This is a genomic window from Pseudomonas trivialis (assembly GCF_036864995.1).
Taxonomy (GTDB): Bacteria; Pseudomonadota; Gammaproteobacteria; order Pseudomonadales; family Pseudomonadaceae; genus Aquipseudomonas; species Aquipseudomonas trivialis.
Genome location: NZ_CP142151.1, coordinates 419,019 through 436,536, shown reverse-complemented (window position 1 = coordinate 436,536; position 17,518 = coordinate 419,019). Strand labels below are relative to the sequence as shown.

Annotated in this window: 10 protein-coding genes and 1 pseudogene; 1 reads left to right on the top strand and 10 read right to left on the bottom strand. The window is 62.5% G+C overall.

The window, feature by feature from the left end:
• Window positions 1–6: 6 nt before the first annotated feature.
• From hemE to pilM, 10 genes and pseudogenes are all read right to left on the bottom strand, one after another.
• Window positions 7–1,074 carry a uroporphyrinogen decarboxylase gene (hemE, locus tag VRB54_RS01855; RefSeq protein ID WP_338479304.1) on the bottom strand — a complete coding sequence of 356 codons (1,068 nt, stop codon included), beginning with the start codon at window positions 1,072–1,074 and terminating at the stop codon, window positions 7–9.
• A 243-nt stretch (window positions 1,075–1,317) separates the two neighbouring features.
• On the bottom strand, window positions 1,318–2,736 hold the full coding sequence (locus tag VRB54_RS01850; protein WP_338479303.1) for an FAD-dependent oxidoreductase: 1,419 nt from the start codon (window positions 2,734–2,736) through the stop codon (window positions 1,318–1,320).
• A 32-nt stretch (window positions 2,737–2,768) separates the two neighbouring features.
• Window positions 2,769–7,214 carry a glutamate synthase large subunit gene (gene gltB / locus VRB54_RS01845; RefSeq protein ID WP_338479302.1) on the bottom strand — a complete coding sequence of 1,482 codons (4,446 nt, stop codon included), beginning with the start codon at window positions 7,212–7,214 and terminating at the stop codon, window positions 2,769–2,771.
• Window positions 7,215–7,561: 347 nt separating this feature from the next.
• Window positions 7,562–9,130 carry an SPOR domain-containing protein gene (locus tag VRB54_RS01840; protein WP_057008501.1) on the bottom strand — a complete coding sequence of 523 codons (1,569 nt, stop codon included), beginning with the start codon at window positions 9,128–9,130 and terminating at the stop codon, window positions 7,562–7,564.
• Window positions 9,131–9,140: 10 nt separating this feature from the next.
• The gene (aroB, locus tag VRB54_RS01835) at window positions 9,141–10,241 is read right to left on the bottom strand and encodes a 3-dehydroquinate synthase (protein ID WP_338479301.1); all 1,101 of its coding nucleotides are present in this window, start codon (window positions 10,239–10,241) and stop codon (window positions 9,141–9,143) included.
• A 114-nt stretch (window positions 10,242–10,355) separates the two neighbouring features.
• The gene (gene aroK, locus VRB54_RS01830; protein ID WP_338479300.1) at window positions 10,356–10,874 is read right to left on the bottom strand and encodes a shikimate kinase AroK; all 519 of its coding nucleotides are present in this window, start codon (window positions 10,872–10,874) and stop codon (window positions 10,356–10,358) included.
• Window positions 10,875–10,878: 4 nt separating this feature from the next.
• A pseudogene (locus VRB54_RS01825) lies at window positions 10,879–12,135 on the bottom strand (type IV pilus secretin PilQ); the annotation flags it as partial.
• A gap of 138 nt (window positions 12,136–12,273) precedes the next feature.
• A complete protein-coding gene (locus tag VRB54_RS01820; protein WP_338479299.1) occupies window positions 12,274–13,245 on the bottom strand; it encodes a pilus assembly protein PilP in 972 nt (323 codons plus the stop codon).
• On the bottom strand, window positions 13,242–13,793 hold the full coding sequence (locus VRB54_RS01815; RefSeq protein WP_338479298.1) for a PilN domain-containing protein: 552 nt from the start codon (window positions 13,791–13,793) through the stop codon (window positions 13,242–13,244). The genes VRB54_RS01820 and VRB54_RS01815 overlap by 4 nt, the downstream gene beginning before the upstream one ends.
• A complete protein-coding gene (gene pilM / locus VRB54_RS01810; protein WP_338479297.1) occupies window positions 13,790–14,446 on the bottom strand; it encodes a type IV pilus assembly protein PilM in 657 nt (218 codons plus the stop codon). Before pilM ends, VRB54_RS01815 begins: the two co-directional genes overlap by 4 nt.
• A gap of 220 nt (window positions 14,447–14,666) precedes the next feature.
• On the opposite strand from pilM, the gene VRB54_RS01805 reads away from it, so the two are divergent.
• Window positions 14,667–17,129, top strand: coding sequence for a penicillin-binding protein 1A (locus VRB54_RS01805; RefSeq protein WP_422396090.1), 2,463 nt, complete (start codon window positions 14,667–14,669; stop codon window positions 17,127–17,129).
• Window positions 17,130–17,518: the final 389 nt, after the last annotated feature.

Here is a 17,518-nt window from a genome sequence, read left to right as displayed (position 1 = left end):
TGTGTTTTATTCGTGGTACTGCGCCGAGAGTTCGTGCACCGCCCGCAGGAACGCGCCGGCGTGCTCCGGGTTCACTTCCGGCGTAATGCCATGGCCGAGGTTGAACACATGCCCGGTGCCCTTGCCGTAGCTGGCCAGGATGCGGCCGACTTCACTGCGGATCGCTTCGGGGTTGGCGTACAGCACGGTGGGGTCCATGTTGCCTTGCAGCGCCACGCGGTTACCCACACGCTGGCGCGCTTCGCCGATATCGCAGGTCCAGTCCAGGCCCAGGGCGTCGGCACCCGCGTCGGCGATGCTTTCCAGCCACAGGCCGCCGCCCTTGGTGAACAGGATGACCGGCACTTTGCGGCCTTCGTGCTCGCGAATCAGGCCGCTGACGATCTTGCGCATGTAGGCCAGGGAGAATTCCTGGTACGCCGCCGCCGACAGGTTGCCGCCCCAGGTGTCGAAAATCTGCACGGCCTGGGCACCGGCCATGATCTGGCCGTTGAGGTACGCCGTCACCGACTGCGCCAGCTTGTCCAGCAGCAGGTGCATGGCCTGCGGATTGTCGTAGAGCATGGCCTTGGTCTTGCGGAAGTCTTTCGACGAACCGCCTTCGACCATATAGGTAGCCAGGGTCCAGGGGCTGCCGGAGAAGCCGATCAGCGGCACGCGACCATTGAGTTCGCGGCGGATGGTGCTGACGGCATCCATCACGTAACCGAGGTCCTTGTGCGGATCGGGAATCGGCAGGGCTTCGATGTCGGCCAGGGTGCTGACGACTTTCCTGAAGCGCGGGCCTTCGCCGGTCTCGAAATACAGGCCCTGGCCCATGGCGTCGGGGATGGTGAGGATGTCGGAGAAAAGGATGGCCGCGTCCAGTTGCGGGTAGCGGTCCAGCGGCTGCATCGTGACTTCGCAGGCGAATTGCGGGTTCATGCACAGGCTCATGAAGTCGCCGGCATGGGCGCGACTGGCCCGGTATTCCGGCAGGTAACGACCGGCTTGACGCATCATCCACACGGGCGTGACGTCTACGGGCTGCTTGAGCAGGGCACGGAGGAAACGGTCGTTCTTGAGGGCAGTCATGTCGGCATCCGCAAAAAAAGTGCGGGCATTTTCTCAGAGCACGACGCAAAAGGCACGGAATGCACCGTGCCTTTTGTCTATCGGGTCAATTTGTCGCGGTAGCTTGAATACACCGCAAGACAAATGTGGGAGGGGCTTGCTCCCGATGGCGGTGCATCAGTCACCAAATTCATTGGCTGACACACTGCCATCGGGAGCAAGCCCCTCCCACATTTTTGATCCCATTTCAACTCGGGATCGGAGTCAGACCTGCAGGTAGTCCAGGATCCCTTCGGCGGCGTTGCGGCCTTCGAAGATCGCCGTCACCACCAGGTCAGAGCCGCGCACCATGTCGCCACCGGCGAAGATCTTCGGGTTGCTGGTCTGGTGCTTGTACTGGCCTTGTTCCGGGGCCACCACGCGGCCCTGGCTGTCGGTCTGGATGGTGAACTGCTCGAACCACGGCGCCGGGCTTGGGCGGAAACCGAAGGCAATGACCACGGCGTCGGCCGGGATGATCTCTTCGGAACCCGGGATCGGCTCAGGGCTGCGACGACCACGGGCGTCCGGTTCGCCGAGACGGGTCTCGACCACCTTCACGCCTTCGACACGGTCTTCACCGACGATGGCAATCGGCTGGCGGTTGTAGAGGAATTTCACGCCTTCTTCCTTGGCGTTCTTCACCTCTTTGCGCGAGCCCGGCATGTTGGCTTCGTCACGACGGTACGCACAGGTCACCGACTTGGCGCCCTGACGGATCGACGTGCGGTTGCAGTCCATCGCGGTGTCGCCACCGCCGAGTACCACGACCTTCTTGCCCTTCATGTCGACGAAATCTTCCGGCGCCTTTTCAAAGCCCAGGTTGCGGTTGACGTTGGCGATCAGGAAGTCGAGCGCGTCATACACGCCCGGCAAGTCCTCACCGGCAAAACCGCCCTTCATGTAGGTGTAGGTGCCCATGCCCATGAACACGGCGTCGTATTCGGCGAGCAACTGCTCCATGGTGATGTCCTTGCCGATCTCGGTATTGAGACGGAACTCGATCCCCATGCCGGTGAACACTTCACGACGGTGGCTCAGTACGGTCTTTTCCAGCTTGAACTCGGGAATGCCGAAGGTCAGCAGGCCGCCGATTTCCGGGTTCTTGTCGAACACCACCGGCGTCACGCCGCCACGTACCAGCACGTCGGCACAACCCAGGCCCGCCGGACCGGCGCCGATGATCGCGACGCGCTTGCCGGTCGGCTTCACCTTGGACATGTCCGGGCGCCAGCCCATGGCGAACGCGGTGTCGGTGATGTACTTCTCGACCGAACCGATGGTCACCGCGCCGAAGCCGTCGTTGAGGGTGCAGGCACCCTCGCACAGACGGTCCTGCGGGCACACCCGGCCGCACACTTCCGGCAGGGTGTTGGTCTGGTGCGACAGTTCGGCGGCGGCGAGGATGTTGCCCTCGGCCACCAATTTCAGCCAGTTGGGAATGAAGTTGTGCACCGGGCACTTCCATTCGCAATACGGGTTACCGCAGCCCAGGCAGCGGTGGGCCTGGTCGACCGAGTGCTGGGGCTTGAAGGGTTCGTAGATTTCCACGAACTCTTTCTTGCGTTGACGCAACAGTTTCTTCTTCGGATCCTTGCGCCCGACATCGATGAACTGGAAGTCGTTATTCAGACGTTCAGCCATGTTAAAACCTCATCAAACTCTTCAGGCGCATATCACTGCGGGTTGGCACGGATGCTGGAAAGCAACGATTTCAGGTTGGCAGCCTTGGGCTTGACCAGCCAGAAACGACGCAGGTAATCATCGAGGTTTTCGGCGAGGTTACGCCCCCATTCGCTGCCGGTCTCTTCGACGTACTCGTCCAGCACATGCTGCAAGTGGTTACGGTAGGACTCCATGGCTTCGCCGCTGATGCGCTGGATCTCGACCAACTCGTGGTTGACCTTGTCGACGAAGGTGTTGTCCTGGTCGAGCACGTAGGCGAAACCGCCGGTCATGCCCGAACCGAAGTTGTAACCGGTCTTGCCCAGTACCGCGACAAAGCCCCCGGTCATGTATTCGCAGCAGTGATCGCCAGTGCCTTCCACCACGGTGTGGGCACCGGAGTTACGCACGGCGAAACGCTCACCCGCAGTACCGGCGGCGAACAGCTTGCCACCGGTAGCGCCGTACAGGCAGGTGTTGCCGATGATTGCACTGTCCTGGCTCTTGTACACGCTGCCCGCAGGCGGAACGATCACCAGCTTGCCGCCGGTCATGCCCTTGCCCACGTAATCGTTGGCGTCGCCTTCGAGGTACATGTGCAGACCGCCGGCGTTCCACACGCCGAAGCTCTGGCCTGCGGTGCCCTTGAAGCGGAAGGTGATCGGCGCTTTCGCCATCCCCTGGTTGCCGTGCCTGCGCGCGATTTCGCCGGAGACGCGGGCGCCGATGGAACGGTCGCAGTTGCAGATGTCCAGAGCGAATTCGCCACCGCTGGCGTCATTGATCGAGGAGCCGGCCATATCGACCATCTTCTCGGCCAACAGGCCCTTGTCGAACGGCGGGTTACGCTCCACGCCGCAGAACTGCGGTTTGTCGGCCGGGATGTGATCGCTGCCCAACAGCGGCGTGAGGTCCAGGTGCTGTTGCTTGGCGGTCTGGCCCTGAAGGATTTCCAGCAGGTCGGTGCGTCCGATCAGTTCTTCCAGCGAGCGCACGCCCAGCTTGGCCAGCCACTCACGGGTCTCTTCGGCGACGTAGGTGAAGAAATTCACCACCATGTCGACGGTGCCGATGTAGTGATCCTTGCGCAGTTTTTCGTTCTGCGTGGCGACGCCGGTGGCGCAGTTGTTCAGGTGGCAGATGCGCAGGTATTTGCAGCCCAGGGCGATCATCGGCGCGGTACCGAAGCCGAAGCTCTCGGCGCCGAGGATCGCGGCCTTGATCACGTCGAGGCCGGTTTTCAGGCCGCCGTCGGTCTGTACCCGTACCTTGCCGCGCAGGTCGTTGCCGCGCAGGGTCTGGTGGGTTTCAGCCAGGCCCAGTTCCCACGGTGCACCGGCGTACTTGATGGAGGTCAGCGGCGATGCGCCAGTGCCGCCGTCGTAGCCGGAGATGGTGATCAGGTCGGCATAGGCCTTGGCCACGCCGGCGGCAATGGTACCCACGCCCGCTTCCGCCACCAGCTTCACCGAGACCAGCGCCTGCGGGTTGACTTGCTTGAGGTCGAAAATCAGCTGCGACAAGTCTTCGATCGAATAGATGTCGTGGTGCGGCGGCGGCGAAATCAGGGTCACGCCGGGCACTGCGTAGCGCAGCTTGGCGATCAGGCCATTGACCTTGCCGCCCGGCAGTTGCCCGCCCTCACCCGGCTTGGCGCCCTGGGCCACCTTGATCTGCAGCACCTCGGCGTTGACCAGGTATTCCGGGGTCACGCCGAAACGGCCGGTCGCCACCTGCTTGATCTTCGAGCTTTTGAGCGTGCCGTAGCGCGCCGGGTCTTCGCCGCCTTCGCCGGAGTTGGAACGCGCACCCAGGCGGTTCATGGCTTCGGCCAGGGCTTCGTGGGCCTCGGGCGACAGGGCGCCCAGGGAAATACCGGCGGAGTCGAAGCGCTTGAGGATCGACTCCAGCGGTTCGACTTCGCTGATGTCCATCGGTGTGTCCAGGGTCTTCACCTTGAACAGATCGCGAATCATCGACACCGGGCGGTTATCCACCAGCGCGGTGTAGGCCTTGAACTTGGCGTAGTCGCCCTGCTGCACGGCGGCTTGCAGGGTGCTGACCACGTCCGGGTTGTAGGCGTGGTATTCGCCACCGTGCACGAACTTGAGCAGGCCGCCTTGCTGGATCGGCTTGCGCGCGCTCCAGGCTTCGGCTGCCAGCGCTTTCTGTTCAGCTTCGATATCGACGAAGCGTGCACCCTTGATGCGGCTCGGCACACCACGGAAGCTCAACTCGCAGACTTCTTCGGACAGGCCGATGGCTTCGAACAACTGCGCGCCGCGATAGGACGTGACGGTGGAAATGCCCATCTTCGACAGGATCTTCAGCAGGCCTTTGGTGATGCCTTTACGGTAGTTTTTGAACACCTCATAAAGGTCGCCCAACACTTCACCGGTACGGATCAGGTCGCCCAGCACTTCGTAGGCCAGGAACGGGTACACCGCCGAAGCGCCGAAGCCGATCAGCACCGCAAAGTGATGCGGGTCGCGGGCGGTGGCGGTTTCGACGAGGATGTTGGAGTCGCAACGCAGGCCTTTTTCGGTCAGGCGGTGGTGCACCGCACCGGTGGCGAGCGAGGCGTGGATCGGCAGCTTGCCCGGCGCGATATGACGGTCGGTCAACACGATCTGGGTACGCCCGGCACGCACGGCTTCTTCGGCCTGATCGGCGACGTTGCGCACGGCGGCTTCCAGGCCAACGCTCTCGTCGTAGTTCAGGTCGATGATCTGGCGGTCGAAGCCCGGACGCTCCAGGGTCATCAGCGAGCGCCACTTGGCCGGGGAAATGACCGGCGAGCTGAGGATCACGCGGGAGGCGTGCTCAGGCGATTCCTGGAAGATGTTGCGCTCGGCACCGAGGCACACTTCCAGGGACATCACGATGGCTTCGCGCAGCGGGTCGATCGGCGGGTTGGTCACCTGGGCGAACTGCTGGCGGAAATAGTCATACGGCGTGCGCACACGCTGGGACAGCACGGCCATCGGCGTGTCATCGCCCATGGAGCCGACCGCCTCGTAGCCTTGCTCGCCAAGCGGACGCAGCACCTGGTCGCGCTCTTCGAACGTGACCTGGTACATCTTCATGTACTGCTTGAGTTGGTCTACGTCGTAGAAAGCCGAGCCGTGGTCGTTGTCTTCCATGGTCGCCTGGATGCGCAGGGCGTTCTTGCGCAGCCATTGCTTGTAGGGGTGACGCGACTTCAAGCGGTTGTCGATGGCGTCGGTGTCGAGGATCTGCCCGGTTTCGGTGTCCACGGCCAGGATCTGGCCAGGGCCTACGCGGCCTTTGGCGATGACGTCTTCAGGCTTGTAGTCCCACACGCCGATTTCCGACGCCAGGGTGATGAAGCCGTTGGTGGTGGTGACCCAACGCGCCGGGCGCAGACCGTTACGGTCGAGCAGGCACACCGCGTAGCGGCCGTCGGTCATCACCACGCCGGCCGGGCCGTCCCACGGCTCCATGTGCATCGAGTTGTACTCGTAGAATGCACGCAGGTCCGGGTCCATGGTTTCGACGTTCTGCCACGCAGGCGGAATGATCATGCGCACGCCACGGAACAGGTCGATGCCGCCGGTGACCATCAGTTCGAGCATGTTGTCCATGCTGGAAGAGTCGGAACCCACGCGGTTGACCAGCGGGCCGAGCTCTTCGAGGTCCATCAGATCGTTGGCGAACTTGGTGCGACGGGCCACGGCCCAGTTGCGGTTGCCGGTGATGGTATTGATCTCGCCGTTGTGGGCGAGGAAGCGGAATGGCTGAGCCAGCGGCCATTTCGGCAGGGTGTTGGTGGAGAAGCGCTGGTGGAACACGCAGATTGCGGTTTGCAGGCGCTCATCGCTCAGGTCCGGATAGAAGGCGGTGAGGTCCGCCGGCATCATCAGGCCTTTATAAATGATGGTCTTGTGGGAAAAGCTGCAGATGTAGTGGTCGGCGTCGGCGGCGTTGAGCACCGAGGAGCGACGACGCGAGGTGAACAGCTTGATCGCCATGTCCTGGTCGCTCAGGCCATCACCGGCGATGAACACTTGTTCGATCTGCGGCAGGCGCTCATGGGCCAGACGGCCGAGCACGCTGGTGTCGATGGGCACTTTGCGCCAGCCAACGAGTTGCAGGCCGGCAGCGAGGATCTCGCGGTTCATGTTTTCGCGAGCGGCTTCGGCTTTGACCGGGTCCTGGTTGAAAAACACCATGCCCACGGCGTACTGCTTGGGCAGGTCGACCGAAAAATGCTGTTTGGCCACAGCGCGCAGGAACAGGTCGGGCTTTTGAATCAGCAAGCCGCAACCGTCACCGGTCTTGCCGTCGGCGTTGATCCCACCGCGGTGGGTCATGCAGGTCAGGGCTTCGATGGCCGTTTGTAAAAGGGTATGACTGGGCTCGCCCTGCATGTGGGCTATCAGGCCGAAACCACAGTTATCCTTGAATTCATCGGGTTGGTACAGACCTGCTTTCATAGACACTTTCTCACCAGGCTGCCTCTTATATCGAGGCAAATTTCTTTTCAATTCAACCGGTTACCTTCCACGCCGAACGTACGCCGGCTTAGCGGGGGCAAAAGGGAGGTCATTGTACACACCGACACAGAGGCTCACAAATTTAGCGACGAAATGTCGCAAATCTATGTCGCATTTATGAAAGGTTTAAAGCGATATGCTGTGCTAGTCAAAACTTTTTTAATTTTGACTGCCACGACTCAAAAGCTACCGTGACGCAGACACCACAAAGCGCGCGGCCTTCAGGGCTGCACGCTTTGTAGTTTTTGAGGTGCCGGGAGGGCGGCCTGGGTAAGGCCGCCGGATCTTCAGCGAGCAGTTGCCAGTTCTTGTTGAACGCTGGCAACGGTGCGAGGCCAAGGTTTACCAGCCTGAACCTTCGCTGGCAAGGTTTTGATCGCGGAATCAGCCGCGGCACGGCTGGTGAAGTTGCCGTAAGTGATCACGTAGAGAGGCTTGCCGTTGAGCACTTTCTTGAAATAACGGTACTCGCCGCCCTGCTCTTTCACGAACGCCTGGGCGTTGGCTTCGGAGCTGGTACCCAGGATCTGCACCACGAAGTTGCCAGTAGGCTGGCTGGCGTACCAGCCGCTGCCGGCGGCGCCGGCCTTGGCGACAGTGGCTGGCTTCTCGGCCGGTTTGGCGGCGGTGGTCGGCGCAGGCTTGGCGGCAGGTGCAGGCGTGACCGGCTTGGTCACCGGCGCAGGCTTGGCGGTGGCGACCGTCGGTGCCGGAGTCGGGGTTGCGGCAGGTGCCGGTGCAGGCTTGCCCGCCGGTACGCCGGCTGGCGGTGCGGTGGTGGTTACGGTCGGCGGAGTGGCGCTGGAGCCTTCCACCGGCACGCCGTCGTCACCTTCGGAGATGCCACCGGCTTCTTCGGCGAGCGGACCGCGCATCACCGGCTGGCCGACCATCGGCAGGTTGGTCGGCTGACCGGAGTTGGCGAACTCGACGTTCGGTGTGGGCTTGCCCAGTGGCAACTGCGCCTGTTCCGTTGGCGCGCCGGCCGTGGTCGGCGCCTTGCTGCGGCCCGGGATCAACCAGGCGGCGGCAACGGCGACCACGACAACAGCGGAAATGGCCAATACGTGCTTCTTAGGCATAGTGAACCCCATCTTTGGACGCTTGACCGCGGAGCGGCTGGCAATCATGGCTTCGATCATGGCATCGCGGGCAACCTGATTGATGTTTCCAGGCCAGCCATCGGAGCTTTCGTGAATATCAGAGATCTGATTTGCCGTGAAAAGTTCGATACCCGCCCCGGCGCCTTCGAGGCGCTGGGCCAGGTATTCGCGGGTTTCTTCTTCTTCGTAGGGCTGCAACTCGATAACGTGGAACAGCTCCTGTTCGCCGCTGATCTGCTCCAGATCGGCGATCAACGACGACTCACCAAACAGGAACACATGCGGGCGGCCTTCCGGCGTACCAGCGGCCAGCGCCAGAAGCGCCTCAAGGGCGGATTCGTCGAGCTGCTCGGCGTCGTCCACCAGCAGGTAGACTTCCTGACCGGTCAGGCCCAACTGCACTACCTGCTTGAGAATGGCATTGGGCTCGGCGTTGGCCACGTCCAGCGCCTGGGCGACCTGACGCAACACACCCGCCGCATCGCCGGCACCACGGGCCGATACCACCACGCTCTGCACCGACTGCTTGTTGGTGCTGGCAACCAGCGCCTGGCGCAGCAAGGTCTTGCCGCTGCCCAGCGGTCCCGTCACCACCAGCAGCAGCTGGCTGTAGCGCGCAAGGTGATGCAACTGACCCAGCACCGGCTTGCGCTGGGCCGGGAAGAATTTGAAACCAGGCACCCGTGGAGCGAAGGGGTCGTGGCTCAACTGGTAGTGGCCGAGGAACGCCTCGTCGGCATGCAAACTAGTCATCGCGATCTTATTAACCTTTAAGCTGGGCCAGGGCGCGGTAATCCGCTCCCAGCGTGGCCTGTAAAATCTCTTTCGGATAATCGTCGGTCACCACTGCTTCGCCCATGCGGCGCAGCAGCACCAGTCGAAGTCGACCGTCGATCACTTTCTTGTCTACCGCCATATGTTCGAGGAAGTCCGCCTCGGTCATCTGCGCGGGTGGAATCACCGGCAAACCGGCACGCTGCAACAGACGGATACCGCGATCACGCTCCTGGGCGCTGATCCAGCCCAGGCGCTGGGACATCTCCAGTGCCATTACGGTGCCAGCCGCGACAGCCTCTCCATGCAACCACACACCATAGCCCATGTGCGTTTCGATCGCATGGCCGAATGTGTGGCCCAGATTGAGGGTGGCGCGCACGCCGGACTCTCGTTCATCGGCATTGACCACCAGCGCCTTGGCCGCGCAGGAGCGCGAAATGGCTTCGGTGAGCGCCACCTGATCGAGGGCGCGCAGGGCATCCACATGTTCTTCCAGCCAGGTGAGGAACGGTTCGTCGCAGATCAGCCCGTACTTGATGACTTCCGCCAGCCCCGCCGACAGCTCGCGCGGCGGCAAGGTGTTGAGCGTCGTGGTGTCGATCACCACGGCCTGCGGCTGGTAGAACGCACCGACCATATTCTTGCCCAGCGGGTGGTTGATGCCCGTCTTGCCGCCCACCGACGAATCGACCTGGGACAGCAAGGTGGTCGGCACCTGGATGAAATCCACACCGCGCTGGTAGCAGGCGGCCGCGAAGCCGGCCATGTCGCCGATCACGCCGCCGCCCAAAGCAACCACAGTGGTACGGCGGTCATGCCGCGCAGACAGCAGGCCATCAAAGATCAGTTGCAGGGTTTCCCAGTTCTTGTGGGCTTCGCCGTCGGGCAGCACCACGGAAATCACCGAATACGCCGAAAGGCTGCGGCTCAGACGCTCAAGGTACAGCGGCGCGACCGTTTCATTGGAGATGATCGCCACCTGCCGCCCGGCAATGTGCGGCGTGAGCAAGTCAGGCTGGTCCAGCAGACCTTCACCAATATGGATCGGGTAGCTGCGCTCGCCTAAATCGACCTTAAGTGTCTGCATGTGTCCCCGCGTTAGAGATGGATTGACGACCGGCAACGTTCGCTGCCTGATGGCTCTACGCCACACCCCAAGGTGATGACGCGCCGCCGAGAATAGCGCATTTCGGGCCAGGCTTTAACGGGGTGGCAGCCGATGCAGGCGCTCAAGAATCTCGACCACCACCATCCGCGGCGGCCGTTCATCGGTTTGCACTACCAGATCGGCAATTTCCCGGTACAGCGGATCGCGCAGGGTGAGCAGGTCCCGCAGGGTTTTTTCCGGGTTGGCCGTGCGCAACAACGGGCGATTGCGGTCGCGGGCGGTGCGGCCCACCTGCTGCTCGACCGACGCATGCAGATACACAACCCGACCACCGGCATGCAGTGCTCGACGATTCTCATCACGCATCACCGCGCCACCACCGGTTGCCAATACCACGCCGTCGCAATCGCACAGCTCGGCAATCATCGCCTGCTCGCGGTCGCGAAAGCCCAGTTCGCCTTCCTTGTCGAAGATCCATGGGATATTGGCGCCCGTGCGCAATTCAATTTCCTTGTCGGAATCTTTGAACGGCAGGCGCAGCTCTTTGGCCAGCAAACGGCCGATGGTGCTTTTTCCAGCGCCCATCGGCCCTACAAGAATCAAATTTCGCACAGAATCAACGACTCACAGCAATCGCCTGGTTATTCATGATACGCGGAGTCAGGAATACCAGCAGCTCGGATTTTTTCTCCGCCAGCACATCACGCCGGAAAAGGCGGCCAAGATACGGCACATCGCCCAAAAATGGCACTTTATCTACCACTTTGCTCTGGGTATTGGAGAAAACCCCACCGATGACGATGGTCTCGCCGTCCCGAACCAGCACCTTGGCGTTGACCTCGTTTTTCTTGATCGGCGGTACGTCATTGAGTTTGTTCAAATAGTCGGGCTCATCCTTGGTGACTTTCACCTCCATGATCACACGGTCGTCGGGGGTGATCTGCGGGGTGACTTCCAGCGACAGCGAAGCCTCCTTGAACGACACCGAGGTGGCACCGCTGGAGCTGGACTCCTGATAGGGAATTTCGGTGCCCTTGAGAATGCGCGCGGTTTCCTTGTCGGAGGTGACCACCTTGGGCTGTGAAACGATTTCGCCATTGCCGGTTTTTTCCATGGCGCTCAGTTCCAGATCGAGCAGGAAGTTATCGGTGATGAAGGCGATGCCCAGCCCGGACGCGCCGGCGAGCGAGCCAAGGTCGACGAAGGGTGAGGCGGGTGGGTTTTCCGGCGGCTTCGCGCCTTCGGCCAAGGATTTCGGGATACCCCCGGCGCCCCAGTTGCCGCGACTGAGCCGCCCGCCCCAACGCACGCCCAGGCTTTTGTCATAGTCGACATTGGCCTCGACAATCCGCGCCTCGATCATCACCTGGCGCACCGGAATGTCCAGCTGCGCCACGATGCGCCGCAGCTCTTCGAGCCGTTCACCGGTCTGGTAGGCAATGATGTTGTTGGTGCGATCATCCACCGCCACCGAACCGCGTTCGTCGGTGGTGCCCTCGAGGCCGTTCACCGACTGGAACAGCTTGGCCAGGTCGGCCGCCTTGGCGTAGTTGACCTGCAACAGCTCGCGGCGCAACGGCGCCAGGTCGGCCATCTGCCTTCGCGCCTCCAGGGTCAGCAGTTCGCGCGCGGCCAGCTCGTCGGCGGGCGCCACCAGCAACACGCCGGCTTTCACCCGCTTGTCCAGGCCCTTGCTTTGCAGCACCAGGTCCAGCGCCTGGTCCCAGGGCACATTCTTCAAGCGCAGGGTGACCGAGCCTTGCACCTCGTCGCTGGCAACCAGATTGAGACCCGCCACGTCGGCGATCTGCTGCAACGCGGCGCGCAGGTCGATGTTCTGGAAATTGAGGTTCAGTGTGTCGCCGGTATAGGCGCCCGACGCTGCGCCGCCGGGTGGCGGCAACTGGATCAGGTCTACACGATTGGGCACAGCAGCAGCCATCGGTGCCGTAAACGCTATCCATAGCGCCACACCGAAGGACGAGAAAGTCCTTTTCATTGTTCGATTCCGTTATGAGTTGACGTTCAACACAAGGGTTCGTGAGCGCTGCAACCAGGCGCCCTGTTCATCGGGAAACAGCTCGGCCAGCTCGACGTGGCCGTCATGAATGGCCGTGACGCGGCCGTGGTTCGGCCCCAGGTAGTCGCCGACCGCCAGGCGGTGCACGCTGGAGGCCGCGCGCAGCAGGACGAAACGTTGAACACCACTGGACAGGGTGCCGACCATTTCGAACTGGTCGACAGCCAGGCTTTCCAGCACGCCGCGCGGCCGTGAAAGGTCCGGCGCGGACGCAGGTTTGCCGGGCGCATGCTCGACCTGCATAGCCGAGGACTGGAACGGGTCACGCAGGGCAGCAGCGCTGTAGGCAAAGCGCGGCCCCCACTGCGTGACCGGCCCAGGCTCGCCGTGGGGCGACAGACTGCGGTAGGTCTTGGCCAACAGCTCCAGACGCAGCAAGGCCCCGTCGGACGCAAGCGCAAGATCATGCACGGTGACGATCCGCGCCAACCCGCCCAGGCCGCTCACAAAGGTCGCCAGGTCATGGTAGGTGCCAAGCACGCCAACCTGCACCGGCGCTTCGATATAAAACGGCCGAGGCTGCTCGTCCAACACCTTTACACCTTCGACCAGCAGGCCATTACCGGCGGCCAGCCGGGCGATGTCTTCGAGCAGGCCGGGCATATCGGACTCAGCGGATAATTGCCGGAACAGCCCGCCAACCCGCGCCTGCATCGCCTGGGCCTCATCGCTGCGACGCTCAAGGTTTGCGGCAAGATCGGTCTTTTGCGCGAGCGCCTGTTGCAAGGCCACTTCCTGCGTCTGCAGCACCTGCAGCCGCTCGCGGGACGGCGCCAGGACCACACTGTTGCCCACCGCCAGCACCAGCCCGGCCAGCGCGCAGCCAAGCAAAACCTTGCCGGGCAAGGGCCATTTGGCAGCGTGGTGAGTGAGTGCAGAAAGATCGAGCCTGGGCAGGCTCATGGCTGGGCCCCAGTGGATTCCCCCTGGCGCACCATCAGTTGAAATTCATTGCGGCCATCCGCGCCCTCCGCCCGCACATGCTGCAGCCGGGTGGCGTGAGCGCCCTGGGAGGCCTCCAGGCTGCGCATCAACTGGGCGATATCCTGGCTGGACTCGGCGCTGCCGCTGATGCTCACGCTGTCACCCCGGGCTACCACCTCGTGCAGATGCACGCCCTCGGGCACGGCGCGGGCCAACTGGTCCAGCAACTGCGTGCCGGCGGAACGGGATTGGTGCAGGTCCTGCACGACCTTCATGCGCTCGGCCAGTTGCTGGCTTTGCTCCTGCAGGTCGTCGATGGTCTTGATCCGTGCATCCTGGGCGGCCACGTCCTTGCCCACATGGCTGTTGCGCGTTACCTGGCGGTCGATGGCCTGGTCGATGACCTGATCCGCCAGCCACACTGCCGCCAGCGCCACACAGGCGAACGCCAGCAAAAATACCAGGAAGTATTTGCGCCGACGCTGTGCCAGCGCCTGGCGCCAGGGCAAAAGATTGATTCGTGTCATCCAGCGAAACTCCTCAGGGCCAATCCGCAAGCCACTCCCATCCCGTGGGCATCCGCGGCCCATTGTGCGCCATCGACACGACGGCCCGGCGTGAAGCTGGCGAAATCCTGACTGCATGCGCGCTCCAATGCAAACCCTTCGACATCCATCACCCTCGGCACCAGCCCCGCCAGGGCCAAAACTGCCTCGCGGGTTTCGACCTGTTCCTTCAGGCAGGCCGCCAGCAATACCTGCACCCGCTCAGGATTGTCGACACAAGGGCCGCGCACTTGAAAGTCGATGGCGACGTCGTCCAGCGGGTAAGGAATGTACTGGTCGGCTTCCAACTGGATCTGCCGGGCCATCTCCTGGTCGCTGAGCCCCGCCTGCAGGTCGATCACCCGCGTTATCACCGAGGAGCCGGCTACCGCCACCGCCGCCTGCCGGGCCGAGGTGCGCAGACGCGGCAGGGCATGGTGCAGGGCCCGGCCGATCAGCTCAAGGTCGAGCAAGCTGCCATCGACCACCGCCCGACACGGCAACGATTGCGTGGCATAGCCCTCGACGCTGTAGCCGCTGGCCGACCGGCTCAGTTCAATCAGTTTGATCCCGCTGTCATTGATGTCGACGCCGAGCACGGTGTCGACTTTTCGCCTGAAAAATCCCTTTCCCATAAAACTCCCTAAACCTTTGCCTGTCTTACCGCCTGATTGGCGCCGGGCACCGTGCATTCGGTCGACTTGTTGAACCGGCACGAATGACGCCCCAAGTCGAAAAATGCTTTAATGCCCAGCGTTTTTTTCCGCTTTTATCTGCTGCCCGGGTCGATCCATCGTTTGTCATGCATGCCCCGGCGCCTAACTCATTCTTTTCTCTGGAAATCCAAAAGCCTTGATTCGTCTGCTGAAGTTTTTCGGGTACTCCATTGTCGCCATCGTTTGCGGGCTCCTGCTCGTCCTCAGCGGGGCCTATCTCTACCTTAGTCCGGGTTTGCCCTCCGTAGAGGCACTCAGAAGTATCCAGTTGCAGATTCCTTTGCGGGTCTACAGCAGCGATGAAAAACTGATCGCGGAGTTCGGCGAAATGCGCCGCACACCGATCCGTTTCGCCGACATTCCGCCCAATTTCATTAGCGCGCTGTTGTCGGCAGAAGACGATAACTTCGCCAATCACTACGGCGTGGACCCCAGCAGCCTGGTGCGCGCTGCCACGCAGCTGGTAAAAAGCGGACACATTCAATCCGGTGGCAGCACCATCACCATGCAGGTGGCGAAGAACTTCTTCCTCACCAGCGAACGCAGTTTTTCGCGCAAGGCCACCGAGATCCTGCTGGCCTTGCAGATCGAGCGTCAGCTGACCAAGGACGAGATCCTTGAGCTGTACGTCAACAAGATCTACCTGGGCAACCGCGCCTACGGCATCGAAGCCGCGTCGCAGGTGTACTACGGCAAGTCGATTCGTGACGCCAGCCTGGCGCAGATGGCGATGATTGCCGGCCTGCCCAAGGCCCCTTCGCGCTTCAATCCCCTGGCCAACCCGGCGCGCAGCAAAGAGCGCCGCGACTGGATCCTGGGGCGCATGTACAAACTGGGCAAGATCGACCAGGCTGCTTATGAAAGCGCGGTGGCCGAGCCGCTGAACGCGAGCTACCACGTGCCAACGCCGGAAGTGAACGCGCCGTATATCGCCGAAATGGCACGCGCCGAAATGGTCGGCCGTTATGGCAGCGAGGCCTACACCGAAGGCTTTCGCGTGACCACTACCGTGCCGAGCGACCTGCAGGACATCGCCAATGACGCGGTGCACTCCGGCCTGATCGCCTACGACCAGCGCCATGGCTACCGCGGCCCCGAATCGCGCCTGCCGGGCAAGACGCTCAGCGCCTGGACCACCGAGCTTGGCAAGCAGCGCACGATCAGCGGCCTGGAGCCCGCCATTGTCACCCAGGTGAAGAAAGACGGCGTGCAGGTGCTGACCCGCACCGGTGAAGCACACGTGGCCTGGGACAGCATGAAGTGGGCGCGACCGTTCCTGAACACCAACAGCATGGGCGCGCTGCCCAGGCAGCCGTCGGACGTGGCGCAGGTGGGTGACTTGATCCGCGTGCAACGCCAGAAGGACGACAGCCTCAAATTCAGCCAAGTGCCGGTCGCTCAGGGCGCTCTGGTGTCGCTGGACCCGCAGAACGGCGCAATTCGCGCGCTGGTCGGCGGCTTTGCCTTCGAGCAGAGCAACTACAACCGCGCCACCCAGGCCAAGCGTCAGCCCGGCTCGAGCTTCAAGCCGTTCATCTACAGCGCCGCGCTGGATAACGGCTACACCGCCGCCAGCCTGGTCAACGATGCACCGATCGTGTTTGTCGACGAGTACCTGGACAAGGTCTGGCGCCCGAAGAACGACACCAACACCTTCCTCGGCCCGATCCGCATCCGCGAGGCGCTGTACAAGTCGCGTAACCTGGTGTCGATCCGCCTGCTGCAGGCAATGGGCGTGGGCAAGACCATCGATTACATGACGCGCTTCGGCTTTGCCAAGTCGGACCTGCCGCCCAACCTGTCCCTGGCCCTGGGCACCGCGACCCTCACGCCGATGGAAATCGCCACCGGCTGGAGCACCTTTGCCAACGGCGGTTACAAGATCGCGCCGTACCTGATCGACAAGATCGAGAGCCGCAATGGCGACACGCTGTTCACCGCCAACCCGCCACGTGTGCCGGGTGACGTGGTCAATGGCGTGGCTGCCACCGATGGCCTGGCCGCGCCGAGCAACGGCGGCATCACCATTGAGCCGACGCCGGGCGCAGCACCGGCCACGAATGCCGGCAACCCGGCCGAACCCCAGGCACCTGCGGTGGCCGAGCGCATTGTCGATGGCCGTACCACCTATATCCTCAACAGCATCCTGGAAGACGTGATCAAGAAAGGCACCGGCCGCCGCGCCCTGGCCCTGGGCCGCGCGGATATCGCGGGCAAGACCGGTACCACCAACGAATCCAAGGACGCCTGGTTCTCCGGCTATAACGGCGACTACGTGACCACCGTGTGGACCGGCTACGACCAGCCGGAAAGCCTGGGCCGCCGCGAGTTCGGCGGCACCGTCGCGCTGCCGATCTGGATGAGTTACATGGGCGCCGCGTTGAAGGACAAGCCACTGCATACTCAGCCAGAGCCGGAAGGCATCCTCAGCCTGCGGATCGACCCGGTGAGTGGCCGCGCCGCATCCCCGAGCACGCCGAATGCGTACTTTGAACTGTTCAAGAGCGAAGACACGCCGCCGTCGGTCAACGAACTGGGTAACGGCGTCGCACCGGGCAGCCCGCTGCCGGCGGATGAGGCCGCGCCGATCGATTTGTTCTAACCCGATCTGCGGCCTGATACAGATCCAATGTGGAAGGGGGCTTGCTCCCGATGGCAGTGTGGCAGTCACTGGATGTATTGACTGGTGCACCGCTATCGGGAGCAAGCCCCTCCCACATTTGGATCTCCACAGACCTCAAGTTGATCGCCAGGCTGCAGGCAGATGAGGCAGCGCCGAGCGACTTGTTCTAACCCGATCTGCGGCCTGATACAGATCCAATGTGGGAGGGGGCTTGCTCCCGATGGCAGTGTGACAGTCACTGGATGTATTGACTGGTGCACCGCTATCGGGAGCAAGCCCCTCCCACATTTGGGTCTCCACAAGCCTCAAGTTGATCGCCAGGCTGCAGGCGGATGAGGCAGCGCCGATCGACTTGTTCTAACCCGATC